The sequence below is a fragment of the Mycobacterium sp. SMC-11 genome, assembly GCF_046250095.1.
GTDB lineage: Bacteria > Actinomycetota > Actinomycetes > Mycobacteriales > Mycobacteriaceae > Mycobacterium > Mycobacterium heraklionense_A.
The window spans coordinates 3,130,023-3,143,270 of sequence record NZ_CP176430.1; the positions used below are offsets into that span (position 1 = coordinate 3,130,023).

General features: G+C 66.5%; 12 protein-coding genes. 4 read left to right on the forward strand and 8 right to left on the reverse strand.

What is annotated here, in order from left to right; all coding sequences use genetic code 11:
- Nucleotides 1-15 precede the first annotated feature (15 nt).
- Entirely contained in the window at nt 16-831 is an 816-nt protein-coding gene (locus ACKY0X_RS14835) for a DoxX family membrane protein (RefSeq protein WP_409426651.1), read from the reverse strand.
- 133 nt (nt 832-964) lie between these two features.
- On the opposite strand from ACKY0X_RS14835, the gene ACKY0X_RS14840 reads away from it, so the two are divergent.
- Both ACKY0X_RS14840 and gjpA (ACKY0X_RS14845) read left to right on the forward strand, forming a co-directional pair.
- Nucleotides 965-2,086, forward strand: a complete 1,122-nt coding sequence (locus ACKY0X_RS14840) for a PQQ-dependent sugar dehydrogenase (protein ID WP_024443383.1) — start codon at nt 965-967, stop codon at nt 2,084-2,086.
- Nucleotides 2,087-2,420: 334 nt separating this feature from the next.
- The gene (gene gjpA / locus ACKY0X_RS14845) at nt 2,421-3,455 is read left to right on the forward strand and encodes an outer membrane porin GjpA (protein ID WP_409426652.1); all 1,035 of its coding nucleotides are present in this window, start codon (nt 2,421-2,423) and stop codon (nt 3,453-3,455) included.
- A gap of 60 nt (nt 3,456-3,515) precedes the next feature.
- Here the strand turns inward: gjpA (ACKY0X_RS14845) and ACKY0X_RS14850 are convergent, their stop codons facing one another.
- Nucleotides 3,516-5,180, reverse strand: a complete 1,665-nt coding sequence (locus ACKY0X_RS14850; RefSeq protein ID WP_409426653.1) for a TIGR03767 family metallophosphoesterase — start codon at nt 5,178-5,180, stop codon at nt 3,516-3,518.
- 574 nt (nt 5,181-5,754) lie between these two features.
- Here ACKY0X_RS14850 and gjpA (ACKY0X_RS14855) point away from each other — a divergent pair.
- Nucleotides 5,755-6,840, forward strand: coding sequence for an outer membrane porin GjpA (gene gjpA, locus ACKY0X_RS14855; protein WP_409426654.1), 1,086 nt, complete (start codon nt 5,755-5,757; stop codon nt 6,838-6,840).
- A 349-nt stretch (nt 6,841-7,189) separates the two neighbouring features.
- Here gjpA (ACKY0X_RS14855) and gatB read toward each other — a convergent pair whose 3' ends face one another.
- Entirely contained in the window at nt 7,190-8,695 is a 1,506-nt protein-coding gene (gatB, locus tag ACKY0X_RS14860) for an Asp-tRNA(Asn)/Glu-tRNA(Gln) amidotransferase subunit GatB (RefSeq protein WP_409426655.1), read from the reverse strand.
- A gap of 37 nt (nt 8,696-8,732) precedes the next feature.
- The gene (gene tenA / locus ACKY0X_RS14865) at nt 8,733-9,401 is read right to left on the reverse strand and encodes a thiaminase II (RefSeq protein WP_409426656.1); all 669 of its coding nucleotides are present in this window, start codon (nt 9,399-9,401) and stop codon (nt 8,733-8,735) included.
- Nucleotides 9,402-9,438: 37 nt separating this feature from the next.
- Between tenA and ACKY0X_RS14870 the strand changes: the two genes are divergently transcribed.
- Entirely contained in the window at nt 9,439-9,825 is a 387-nt protein-coding gene (locus ACKY0X_RS14870; RefSeq protein WP_064889119.1) for a DUF2237 family protein, read from the forward strand.
- 23 nt (nt 9,826-9,848) lie between these two features.
- Here ACKY0X_RS14870 and ACKY0X_RS14875 read toward each other — a convergent pair whose 3' ends face one another.
- The 4 genes from ACKY0X_RS14875 to gatC all read right to left on the reverse strand — a co-directional run bounded on the left by ACKY0X_RS14875 (nt 9,849) and on the right by gatC (nt 13,180).
- Complete coding sequence (locus ACKY0X_RS14875) at nt 9,849-10,193, reverse strand: hypothetical protein (RefSeq protein WP_409426657.1); 345 nt, start codon at nt 10,191-10,193, stop codon at nt 9,849-9,851.
- Between the two features lie 77 nt (nt 10,194-10,270).
- A complete protein-coding gene (locus tag ACKY0X_RS14880) occupies nt 10,271-11,302 on the reverse strand; it encodes an ATP-dependent 6-phosphofructokinase (RefSeq protein ID WP_409426658.1) in 1,032 nt (343 codons plus the stop codon).
- 100 nt (nt 11,303-11,402) lie between these two features.
- Nucleotides 11,403-12,884 (reverse strand): Asp-tRNA(Asn)/Glu-tRNA(Gln) amidotransferase subunit GatA, encoded by a 1,482-nt coding sequence (gatA, locus tag ACKY0X_RS14885; protein WP_409426659.1) that lies wholly within the window; start codon nt 12,882-12,884, stop codon nt 11,403-11,405.
- Nucleotides 12,881-13,180 carry an Asp-tRNA(Asn)/Glu-tRNA(Gln) amidotransferase subunit GatC gene (gene gatC / locus ACKY0X_RS14890; protein WP_409426660.1) on the reverse strand — a complete coding sequence of 100 codons (300 nt, stop codon included), beginning with the start codon at nt 13,178-13,180 and terminating at the stop codon, nt 12,881-12,883. The genes gatA and gatC overlap by 4 nt, the downstream gene beginning before the upstream one ends.
- Between the last annotated feature and the right edge of the window lie 68 nt (nt 13,181-13,248).

Here is a 13,248-nt window from a genome sequence, read left to right on the forward strand (position 1 = left end):
GGCGCCACTGCCGTGCTAGGCCAGCGGGTTGGCTCCGTTGAGGAACACCCACATCGCGATACCGCCGGCGATTCCGAGCACCAGGGCCACGATCGACCCGATGAAGGGCCGCCGGGCCCAGCCGCGGTCGCCGTCGAGGCCGTACCGTCCGGGGCCGACCAGCACGATCGCCACCGCCACCACGATCAGAATGACGTGGTATTCGTGGCCGTCGGGTAGGAAAAGGTCGAACCGGCCCTGGTTGTGCGATGCGACGCCGGTGAGCACGCCGTTGATGAAGTACGCCAGTGCGCCGGCGGCGGCCAGCGGGGTGAACAGCCCGAGCACCAGCAGCAGGCCGGCGGCGATCTGCCCGCCCCCTGCCGCGTAGGTCAGGATGTCGGCGTGTTGGTAGCCGGCCGCGGCGATGGAACTCTTGAAGTCGGCCAGCCCCTGACCACCCCACCACCCGAACAGCTGACGCAGCCCGTGGGCCACCAACAGCACACCGAGGCCCAACCGCAGAACCAGCAGACCGAGATCCTGGGTGCCGCGCCGGTCCATCGCCCGGAACGGCTCGTCGGCGTCGGTGTCGCCGCCGATGGCAACTCCGACGCGGCCGGGGTTGGCCTGCGGCTCGGCGTAGGGCAACGGGTGGTAGCCGGTGCCTACCGGGCGAACACCGGTGGGGTCGTAAGCCGGAATGGCCGCGGTCTCGAAATCACCGGTGTAAGTCGGTGATGGCATGTCGTCCTCCGGATCTACCAGACGTGCCGACTTGGGACGTCCTTTTCCTGCGTCGGCAGTCTCACCCGGCCGACGCCAGTGTGAGCCCTCGCCATGACTGGTCACCCTGTCAGAGTAAGTGCAACCCTGGCGGGATTGTGGATTTGAGCGGCTTCGTTAGCGAATCGAATCCGGCCCGGTGCAGCACTGCGGCGGGCGTCGTGGCGAAACCCGACCCGGTGTCCGTAACCTGACGGGCATGCGGATGCGCGGGGTGGTTCACCGGGTGCCTGTCGTACTGTGCGCGGCACTCCTGGTTCTGACAGGCTGCGCACACTTCGATGACGCTCAGTCTCAACCGTTCACAACCGTGCCGCGGCGCGGGATGGCGCCCCCTACGACTCCCCCGCCGCCGCCACCGCTGCCCGCCAACCCGTTCCCGAAACAATGCCCGGCGCCGGGTGTGATGCAGGGCTGCCTCGAGAGCACCAGCGGCCTGATCATGCACGGCGACAGCAAATCGGCCCTGGTCGCCGAACGGACTACCGGCGCAGTCAAAGAAGTCTCACTGTCCGCCGAACCCAAGGTGAAAACCGTCATCGGCGTCGACCCTGCCGGTGACGGCGGCCTGATGGACATCGTGCTGTCACCGACCTACACGCAGGACCGGTTGATGTACGCCTACATCAGCACCCCCACCGACAACCGGGTGATCCGCATCGCCGACGGTGACGTCCCGAAGGACATCCTGACCGGCATCCCCAAGGGCGCGACGGGCAATACCGGTGCGCTGATCTTCACCAGTCCGACCACCCTGGTGGTGTTGACCGGCGATGCGGGCAATCCCGCCGCAGCCGCCGATCCCGGCTCGACGGCCGGCAAGGTGTTGCGCATCGAGCAACCCACCACCATCGGCCAGGCCGCGCCCACCACCGCACTGAGCGGAATGGGCGCCGGCGGCGGGCTGTGCATCGACCACGTCGACGGCTCGCTCTACGTCACCGACCGAACGCCGAGCGGCGACCGGTTGCAGCGCATCACCAAGGATTCCCGGGTGTCCACCGTGTGGACGTGGCCGGACAAGCCCGGCGTCGCCGGTTGCGCCGCGATGGATGGCATCGTGCTGGTCAACCTGGTCAACACCAAGCAGACAGTGGCCGTGCGACTGGCCGCAGGCACCGGATCGGTCACCAGCGAACCCGAGGTCATGCGCCAGGACACCCACGGCCACGTCTGGGCGGTCAAGATGTCGCCGGACGGCAACGTCTGGGGCGCGACGGTGAACAAGACCGCCGGGGATGCCGAGAAACTCGACGACGTGGTCTTCCCCCTGTTCCCGTCTGGCGGCGGATTCCCGCGCGCCAACGACGACAAGGACTAGACGCGTGTCGGGTGCGCTCCGCGCCACCCATCTGCATCCGCGCCGCCCGATCCTGTCAGTTTCACGCTGCCGAGTCGTCGGTTCATTCGCGGCCGCAAGGCTCCCAGTCGCCACTTTGGTCCACTCGCAGCGTCCCCCCTTCCGTCTGACGCAACTAAGTTTCTGAGAATTCTCTGTCGATCATTTTTCTCGAACATGAATAACCCCAGGTCATACCGGACGTGTTCGAGATGACCTCGGACTTTGTTAGCAGTCAGTTCATTTGCGCATAAGCTACTTTCAGGTAGCCTTTCGTTGCCGTGGCAGCCGTCACGCTTACGTAACTAGGAGACCAATGCAACACTTTGCCCCCGCTCCGTGGGTCGCAGCAGGCGTCGCGCTCGTCGGCGCCGGCGCCGTCGCCGCCACCCCGGTCACCGTTCCGCTGCCCGGCCTGACTCCTTCGCACTCGGCCGCTGTGGCACTGACCGCCGACTTCGACCCGTTCGGCGCATGGCAGGACGTCTTCGCCACCGCCAAGGACAACGCCGGCACGCTGTGGGAGCACATGTCCGCGGTGCCGGGCGTAGCCGCCCAGCAGCTGATCGCCGACCTCATGAATGGCACGTCGATCGACCCGCAGGCGGTCTTCGAGGCGATCGCGCAGCCCAACATGGCGACCGACCTGACGATGTCACCGCTGCTGCTGAGCAACGACGCACTGCAGGCACTGGTCACGCTGGTGATGCCGCAGTACATGCCCGAGGACTTCCCGCTCACCACCGACGAGCTCACGCCGATTCTCTCCTTCCTGGCGTCACCGCTCAGCGGGGTGCTGATCGGCGCGCTCGGCCCGTCCATCAGCCCACTGGTGGCACTCGGCAACAGCATCAGCGAGATCAGCGCCGCTCTGTCCGGCGACGAACCGGACTGGACCGCGGCGCTGCAGGACGTGGCCGACATCCCGGCCAACATGGTCGGCGGACTCCTCAACGGTGCGACCCTCAACCTGGATGCGCTGCTGCCCAGCCTGACCGAGGCCGGCCTGCTGCCCGCGGACCTGGACGTCACCGCGCTCAGCTACACCTTCGGCGGTCTGCTGTCGCCTGGCGTCACCGGCACCGACGTCGAGGGCTTCATCAAGGAGATCTCCGACGGCAGCTCCCCCGGTATCGGCGGCTCGATCATCAACGGCCTGGGCCTGACCACCGGCCTCATGGGCTTCCCGCTCGAGATTGAGGGCCAAGGCGTCGGGCTACTGGGCGCGTGGCAAAGCCTGCAGGAGATCATCGCCATGACCCTCGGCTGGGACGGCGTGGGCAGCCCCTTGGGCGACGAGGCCGACACCGTCGCCTCGCTGGTGACCGACATCTTCGGCATCGGCGTATAAATCCCGTCAATACAGAAGTGGCCCCCTGCACCGCGACGGGGGCCACTTCTGCGTTGCCGCTCAGCGCAGCGGATGGGCAAGCAGCAACTCGCAGTTGCGATCCGCCACGGCGCCCAGCCGGGCATCCTTGCGGTGCAGATCGTTGTAGGACAGCTCGCGATACAGGCTGGCCAGACCGGTGGGACTCAGATCGCTGGGGTCCGCGGTGAATGGTGCCTGGGCCTCGACCAGCGGGGTGAACAGACTTAGCGTGCCGTCGTGATTGTCGGTGACTTCGATGATCCTGGCCAGCTGCGGATAGTCGATGTGGCTGGCCGTGTTGATCTCCCAGAAGCTCTGCTTCGGCGTGAGACCCTTGTGCGGGATCATCTCGTTGGTGTGCGTGTGCCCGTTCACCCATGCGATCACGTTCGGCCGCTCCAGCAAGGCCGCGACGAGCGATGCACCCGTATAGAGCTTCTCGCCGGGATGATTCGGATCCGGCAGGCCGACGTTCATGGTCCGTGAGGTGTGGTGGCTGAACAGGATCACCAACTGATCCCGGTGCGCGTCGATCTGCTCCAGGACGAACCGCAATTGACTTTCGTTGATCGAGCCGGCCGACAGTCCGAGATCGTTTGTGGTGTTCATCGCCACACCGAGCACACCGGGCGCCACCTGGAAGGTGTACCAGGTAGGCCCATCGGGGTCGGTGAAACCATGCCCGACCGGTCCGGGACCGGTGATGGAGGGCTCGAAGTGCCGACGAACGTACTGGCTCAACGTGAATGGCATGCGTCGCTGATCCACCGTTGCGGGCAGGAAGGGGCCGCCGGACTTGAGCTGCAGCAGGATCGGGACGAGCTGCGAGGGATCGGCGCACAGCGCCTTGGCGATGGCGATCGCCGAGGGATCGCTATGCGGCAGATCGAACTTGATCGGCGAGGTGTACATCCAGTCCAGCAGGCCGTTGGGAACGGTGCCGAGCAGCTGCTCGTCGTGGTTGCCCACCACCGAGTACCAGGGCATGCGCAGGCCCGGGCTGACATGTGCAGAGATCGCGGCGGACAGGAAACCCGGAATCTGCTGAAATCCCTTGCCCTTGTAGCTGTCCCAATAGGGCGACTCGGCCAGCCAGTAATCCGACGAGCCGTGCGCCTGCACGCCCTCATAGCGATCCGGCGCACCGGTGTTGGGGATGATCGACCCTCCCGACATCACCGTCAGAAACCAGTCGAGTTCGATCAGCTCTTTGTTGTCGGTGTTGTCCCCGGTGGAGACCAGGCAATCGAATGGCCGGCCGGTGAACGGCCCGCCGGGAAGCGCGTTGAGCTGCTTCACCAGCGAGACCGCACCCTGAGTGGTCAGTGTCTCGTGCGGCCGGTAGGCCGACGAGATGAACGGATGGACGAACTCGAATCGGGCCGGACTCTGCGCGTCGGTGAGGTGCAGATCGGTGACCTGGACGAACGCCGTCAACGCGGTGCGGGCCATCTCGCGCGCGGGACCCGCGGTGGCCAGCTCCTGGCGGATGTACAACGGCCATCCACTGCCGGCGACCAGCGGCCGGTAGCCACCGGCTTGGGCCATGCCCGGCGCGCTGACCACATCCAAGGTGGTGCCCGTTGGATTCGACGCCAGCAGCGCCGCCGGTTCGGCATGCGCCACGCGGGAACCGATACCTGCGGCAGCGCCGGCGGCCGCGGCCATTCCGGCCTGAAGGAAACTACGACGGGACAGGCTCACTACACCGGCACCGGATTCTTCCGCGGTCGCGACACGATAAAGCGCATGACGCGAAACGCTATGAAATCCCCAAGAACACAGCCACGGGAGTAATGGTTTTGTCTCAGGTTTGAGTCCCGCTCGGCCCCTGCCCGTTTCCATCCGGTGATTAACTACCTGCAAGGATGGGCGAACCAGCCGGTCCTGCAGGCGGCGGCCGGCACGCCTCGGCCACAGGCCGCCACCTGCAATTCAGGCGGCGTCGGCCCGACACTGGCGGCTTTCGTCACCGCTTCGGCGATCGTGCCGTCCACCCACACAGGGCGTGGATCAGAGGATGACCAGCGAGCCCGAGACCGGTCCCCGACGCAATACTTCGGTCCACTATCGAAGTTCGTCGTTCCATTTCATGCTACCAAGTTTCTAAGGATTCTCTGTCAATCATTCGACGGATGTCGCGATACGCCCGGATTGTCCAGGCAAAACACGGGGCGACCTCGGATTTTGTTAGCGGACAGTTCGTTTGCGCCTAACCTACTTTCAAGTAACCTTTCGTTGCCGTGGCAGTCGTCACGCTTACGTAACTAGGAGACCAATGCAACACCGTGCCCCCGCCCCCTGGGTCGCCGCAAGCGTCGCGCTCATCGGAGCCGGTGCAGTGGCCGCCACGACGGCCGTCGCTCCCCTACCCGCCCAGCCGGCCCTGCACACCCATGCGGTGCAGCTGACGGCCAGCTGGGAGACCGTCCTTCAGACCGCCGAGGCCAACGCCACCGACATCTGGAACCACTTCTCCGCGGCGCCGTTCGCGGCCCTGCAGCAGCAGCTGGCCAACCAGATCGGCTATATCCAGGGCCTGGCCGACGGCTCGCTGAGCTTCGCCGACGTCAGCACGGACATTCAAAATCACTTGACTGCCCTGTTCGGCGCACCGGCGACCGATGACACCGCAGCCGTCCCCGGCGCCCTGTTCGGCCCGTTCCTTCCCGAGGGCGGTGCCACCGACACGCTGTACCAATCGCTGGATGACGTGGTCAAGGCCACCGACGGGCTGCTCGCCGGCATCATCGATCACAGCACCCTGTTCGGGATGCTCACCGATGCGACCGTCCTGCCGGGCATCGTCGAATCCCTCGGCCTGGACGAGAGTGCGGTGCCGCTGGTTGCGGCGGCGCTGAATTTCGCCGGTTCCCCGCTGAGCGGTGTTGTGATCGGGCAGATCAGCACCATGCTCAGCCCGGTGCTGCAGGTCAACGAGGACCTCACCAACATCTCCGCGGCGCTGACGGGTGATGACCCGGACTGGGACGCCGCACTGCAGAATCTGACCGACATGCCGGCCAACATCGTCAATGCCTATCTCAACGGTTACGGCGAGGTCGACCTGATGCCGATCCTGGATCAGCTGGGGATCACCCCGCCCGCCCTGACGCTGCTCGATTTGCCCACCTACATCACCGAGCTGAATCTGAACGTGGGCGGACTGCTCAGCTCGGGTGGCTCGATCTTCGATGTCATCGGTATGGGCGCCGGAACCGATGCGCTGGGCGAACCGATGGACCTCTTCAGCCTGTCGGGAGTCGCGGTCGGCCCGATCGCATCCATGGTGGAGTTCTCCCAGTCCATCGCGATGGCCCTCGGCTGGGACGGCAGCAGCGACATCCTGGACGGCCTGTTCTAAATCGCTCAACCGCTCAAATCGCACCGTGTGGCCCCCTCGGGGGTCACACGGTGCGGTTTTGTGTCGCGCCATCGGGTCAGCGCCAACCCGATCGGTTCTCACAGAAGTATTACTGACTCCGCCCGGACGCCTTAAATATCGGGCTTACCTTGGGTTTCAACGGGTCGAAAGCAGTGACTTACGCAGAACGTCACCGCCGCCGCATACTCGCCCGACGAGCGAAAAGGATGACCACGCAATGTTGATCGACTTTCGGTGGCTGCAGTTCATCTTCGACCACCGCGACCACCAGGGCTCCCGCCACCTGCCGCTGACTCGCCGCGCTACCGCCGGCTGAGGCAGCCGGGGACTACCCGGCGCAGGCGGCGAGCACCAGTTCCCGCACCCGGGCGGCGTCGGCCTGACCCTTGGTGGCTTTCATGACCGCACCGACGATGGCCCCGGCGGCCTGCACCTTGCCACCCCGAATCTTCTCGGCCACATCGGGATTGGCGGCCAAGGCTTCGTCGATCGCCGCCTGGATCACCGAGTCGTCACGCACCACAACGAGGCCCCGGTCGGCCATCACCTGGGCGGGCTCCCCCTCGCCGGCGAGCACCCCTTCGACCACCTGTCGGGCCAGCTTGTTGGACAGCTCACCCGATTCCACCAGCGCCACCACGGCAGCCACTTGCTTGGGCGTGATGGCCAGGGCGTCGAGTTCGACACCGGCCTCGTTGGCCTTCTGCACCAGGAAGTTTCCCCACCAGGCCCGGGCCGCCTCGCTGGATGCTCCGGCTGACACGGTGGCGGCCACCAACTCAACCGCGCCCGCGTTGACCAGATCGCGCATCACCTCGTCGGAGACGCCCCACTGCTCCTGGATCTTCTTGCGGGCCAGCCACGGCAGCTCCGGGATCGTCTCGCGCAGCTCTGCGACCCGCTCCGCCGAGGGCGCCACCGGCTCCAGATCGGGTTCCGGGAAGTAGCGGTAGTCCTCCGCGGTCTCCTTGGCTCGGCCCGGGCTGGTGTAACCGGCTTCGTGGAAGTGCCGGGTCTCCTGAACAACGGTGCCGCCTCCGGTCAACACCGCACCCTGGCGTCGCATCTCGTAGCTCACCGCCACCTCGACACTCTTGAGCGAGTTGACGTTCTTGGTCTCGGTGCGGGTGCCGAATTCGGTTGCCCCGGTGGGCTTCAGCGACACGTTGGCGTCACAGCGCATCGAACCCTGGTCCATCCGCACGTCAGAAACGTCCAACGCCCGCAGCAGATCCCGCAACGCCGTCACATAAGCCCGAGCGATCTGCGGTGCACGTTCAGCGGCGCCGGTGATCGGTTTGGTGACGATCTCGATCAGCGGCACGCCGGCCCGGTTGTAGTCGACCAGGGATTCGCTGGCGCCCTCGATCCGACCGGTGTCGCTGCCCACGTGGGTGAGCTTGCCGGTGTCCTCCTCCATGTGGGCGCGCTCGATGTCCACCCGCCACACCGACCCGTCTTCCAGCGGCACGTCCAGGTAGCCGTTGAATGCGATCGGCTCGTCGTACTGGGAGATCTGGTAGTTCTTCGGCTGGTCGGGATAGAAGTAGTTCTTGCGGGCGAATCGGCACCAGGAGGCGATGTCGCAGTTGAGTGCCAGCCCGATCCGGATCGCCGATTCGACCGCGGTGGCATTGAGCACCGGCAGCGAACCGGGCAGGCCCAGGCACACCGGACAGACCTGAGTGTTCGGCTCGGCGCCGAATGCTGTCGAGCATCCGCAGAACATCTTGGTGGCCGTGGACAGCTCGACGTGCACTTCCAGGCCCAGCACCGGGTCGAAGCGGGCGACGACGTCGTCGTAATCGAGCAGTTCAGCGACAGCAGCGGTCATGGCGCAAAGTCTAGGTGACCCGCTCAGCCAGACTTGGTCACACCGGCCAGTCCTCCATCCGGTAGGCGGCGTCGAAGAACATCCATTCATAACGCGCCGCGGTGTGGACGTGCCGGCGCATCAGCTCCCACTCCGCTGCCGGCAGATGTGTACCGATGCGGTCGGCGACAGCAAGCACGGCCTCCACCACCGCCTGATACTCCTGTCCCGCGTACATATCGATCCAGCGCTGGAACAGCGGCTCCGGTGAGCCGTGGCGCTGCAGGTGCTCACCCACCCGGGCGTAGACCCAGTAGCAGGGCAGCACTGCGGCTACGGCCTCGGCATAAGAGCCGGATGTGGTGACCGCCAGCAGATAGCTGGTGTAGGCCTGGGTCGTCGGGGCGATCGGCAGTGCGGCGGCAGCTTCGACGTCGAACCCCAGATCCGCTAGCAGCCCGGCGTGCAGTTCGGCTTCGGCGGTGATCGCCGCGCCGGCATGCTCGGCGAACATCGTCAGCTCCGACTCGATCGGCGCCTTGGCCGCGCAGATCGCCAGTGCCCGCGCATAACCGCGCAGGTAGTGCGCATCCTGTACCAGATAGTAGCGAAACTGGTTGCGCCCCAACGTTCCCTTGGTCAACCCGGTGACGAACGGATGCTCGCAGATCTGCCGGTAGATGCCGTCGATATGCGCCCACAGCCGCTCACGGTTCCGCTCGGTCATACCTCACGGTAGGGGACGCCGCCCTAGACTGTGCCCCATGCCCGACCGCAACGTACTGGGCGGCCCGCTGGAGCCGTGCGGCAGCGACCCGATCACCGGCTTCTACCGGGACGGCTGTTGCTCGTCAGGGCCCGAGGACATCGGACTGCACACGATATGCGCCGTCGTCACCGGCGAATTCCTGGAACACCAGCGCTCGATCGGCAACGACCTGTCCACGCCGATGCCGGCCTACCGGTTCCCAGGGCTGGTGCCCGGCGATCGCTGGTGCGTCACCGCGCTGAACTGGTTGCGCGCCCACCGCGACGGCTGCGCCGCGCCGGTAGTGCTGGCCGCCACCCATGAACGCACTCTGGAAGTGGTCGCGCTGGAGGTGCTGGCCGACTACGCCGTCGACGTGCCCGACGACCCGAGCGATCTGTGAGGGATGATCGCCGATCGCCCTGATTACTGCTGCTGCTGGCGCCGCTTGACATACATGACGAATTCCTCGACCAGCAGGCCGTCTTCGGGGCAGTCGGCAATCACTGACCCGGCCAGCAGCCGCCCGGTCTGATCCTCCGGCAGACCACTGGTCGCCAAGATGTGATCGACAGCATGCCTGACCCCCGCCAGATTCGGCTGCTCGTTGATCAATGCGCAGACATCGCCACCGTGGTCGGTGACGTAATCGCCGATCAAGTCACCGCTGGCGTGGGCCGGTATCGACAGCACCAACCCCATCGGCAGACCGCACAGCACCGCGGCTGATAACGCCATCTTCCCCATACCCCACCCCCAGCCTTTATCCATCAGGCAACACGAAGCACAACCTCACCATTGTGAGGCCATTTCACGGCGTTGTCACGCCACACGCGCGTGAGCCCGCGTCAGCCGAAGAACGCCGCCGCATCGTCGTAGCGGCTCTGCGGCACCACTTTGAGCTGTCGGACCGCGTCGGCCAACGCCACCCTGCCGATCTCCTGGCCGCGCAGCGACACCATCATTCCGTATTCGCCGGCGTGGGCGGCGTCCGCGGCGTTGACGCCGAAGCGGGTCGCGAGCACGCGATCGTAGGCGGTCGGAGTGCCACCGCGCTGCACGTGCCCCAGCACCGTGGTACGCACCTCCTTCTTGACGCGCCTTTCGATTTCGACAGCCAGCTGGGCGGCAACACCGGTGAACCGCTCGTGGCCGAACTCGTCGACGCCGCCGGCCCGTAACTCCATGGAGCCCGCAGCGGGTTTGGCGCCTTCCGCGACCACGCAGATGAAGTGCGACGACCCGTGCTGGAAGCGCTGCTTGACCAGCCGGCACACCTCTTCGACGTCGAAGGGTTGCTCGGGTATCAGCGTCATGTGCGCACCGGAGGCCAGCCCGGCGTTGAGCGCGATCCAGCCGGCGTGGCGGCCCATCACCTCGACCAGCATCACCCGCTGGTGGGATTCGGCGGTGGAATGCAACCGGTCGATTGCCTCGGTGGCCACCTGCAGGGCGGTGTCGTGGCCGAAAGTGACGTCAGTGCAATCGATGTCGTTGTCGATGGTCTTGGGCACCCCGACCACCGGGACGTTCTCCTGCGACAGCCAGTGCGCCGCGGTCAAGGTGCCCTCGCCGCCAATAGGGATGAGCACGTCGATGCCGTTATCGTCGAGGGTCTGCTTGACCTGATCCAGGCCGGCGCGCAGCTTGTCCGGGTTCACCCGGGCGGTGCCGAGCATGGTGCCGCCCTTGGCCAGCAGCCGGTCGTTGCGGTCGTCGTTGGCCAACTGGACGCGCCGGTTCTCCAGCAGGCCGCGCCAGCCGTCCTGGAATCCGACCACCGTGGAGCCGTAGCGGGAGTCGCAGGTGCGCACCACCGCCCTGATCACCGCGTTCAATCCGGGACAGTCACCGCCGCCGGTGAGCACTCCGATCCGCATAGTGCCCATCTTGCCGGGTCAGCTGCGTCTTCACCGGCGAGCAGACGTAAAAGCTCCCAATTCACCGCGTTTCAGGGCGCTTTTGTGTCTGCTCGACGGATTAAATCGCGCTGGCCAGCTCCCCGCGGGCGGCCTCGTAAGCGGCGCCCACCCGGTACAGCCGGTCATCCGCCAGCGCCGGCGCCATGATCTGCAGACCCACCGGGAGCCCGTCGTCGCCGGACAGCCCGGACGGCACCGACATGCCACAGTGTCCGGCCAGGTTCAGCGGCAGCGTGCACAGGTCGAACAGGTACATCGCCAACGGGTCGTCGACCTTCTCCCCCAACCGGAACGCCGTGGTGGGCGTCGTCGGCGAGATCAGCACGTCCACCGACTTGTAGGCCTCGTCGAGGTCGCGCGCGATCAGCGTGCGCACCTTCTGCGCCTGGTTGTAGTAGGCGTCGTAGTAGCCCGCCGACAGCGCGTAGGTGCCGAGCATGATGCGGCGCTTGACTTCTGGGCCGAAGCCGGCGGCGCGGGTCAGCGCCATCACTTCCTCGGCGCTGTGGGTTCCGTCGTCGCCGACCCGCAGCCCGAAGCGCATCGCATCGAAGCGGGCCAGGTTGGACGACACCTCCGAGGGCAGGATCAAGTAGTAGGCGCTCAGCGAGTAGTCGAAGTGCGGACAGTCCACCTCCGAGATCTGCGCGCCCAGCGCTTTCAACTGCTCGACGGCGGCGTTGAACGACGCCAGCACACCTGGCTGGTAGCCCTCGCCGCTGTGCAGCTGACGCACCACCCCGATCCGCACCCCCGACAGATCGCCGGTGGCCCCGGCGCGCGCGGCGCCCACGACGTCGGGCACCGGTACGTCCAGGGAGGTGGAGTCGCGCGGGTCATACCCGGCGATCACCGAGTGCAGCAGCGCGGTGTCGGCCACGGTGCGTGCGCACGGCCCGCCCTGGTCCAACGATGACGCGCAGGCCACCAACCCGTAGCGACTCACGGTGCCGTAGGTGGGTTTGACGCCGACGGTCGCGGTCAGCGCGGCCGGCTGGCGAATCGAGCCACCGGTGTCGGTGCCGATGGCCAGTGGCGCCTGAAATGCGGCCAATGCCGCGGCACTGCCGCCGCCGGAGCCGCCCGGCACCCGCTCGACATCCCACGGATTGCGGGTCGGACCGTAGGCGGAGTTCTCCGTCGACGAGCCCATGGCGAACTCGTCCATGTTGGTCTTGCCCAGGATCGGGATGCCCGCCGCGCGCAGGCGCGCCGTGACGGTCGCGTCGTAGGGGGCCCGCCAGCCTTCCAGGATCTTCGATCCGCAGGTGGTGGGCGCATCGACGGTGGTGAACACGTCCTTGAGTGCCAACGGGACCCCGGCCAGCGCCGAGGGCGCCTCGCCGGCTGCAATCGCCTTGTCGGCGGCCTCCGCGGCGGCCAGGGCTTCGTCGGCGCCGACGTGCAGGAAGGCACCGTACCGGTCGTCGGTGGCCGCGATCTGGTCGAGGTGGGCGCGGGTGACCTCGACCGAGGACACCTCGCGGGCAGCGATCTTGGCCGCCAAAGTGGCCGCGTCGGATCGGATCAGCTCACTCACTGGCTCTCCCCCAGGATCTGCGGAACCGCGAAGCGGTTCTCGGCGGCGCGCGGCGCGGCGGCCAGCGCCTCGGCCTGGCTCAACCCGGGGACAATCTCGTCCGGCCGGGTGACGTTGACGTCCTTGAGCGGGTTATCGGTCGCCTCGACGCCAGTGACGTCGACAGCCTGAATCGTGCTGACATGGGTCAGGATCGCATCGAGCTGGCCGGCAAAGCCGTCCAACTCGGCGTCGGTCAGCGCCAGCCGGGCCAACCGGGCCAGGTGAGCTACGTCGTCACGGGAGATCTGGGACACGGGTGCAAAGCCTAGTCGTCCGCTCACGCCGAACGTAAAGCCAGCGTGCGGTGGCGAGCGTGAAGTCA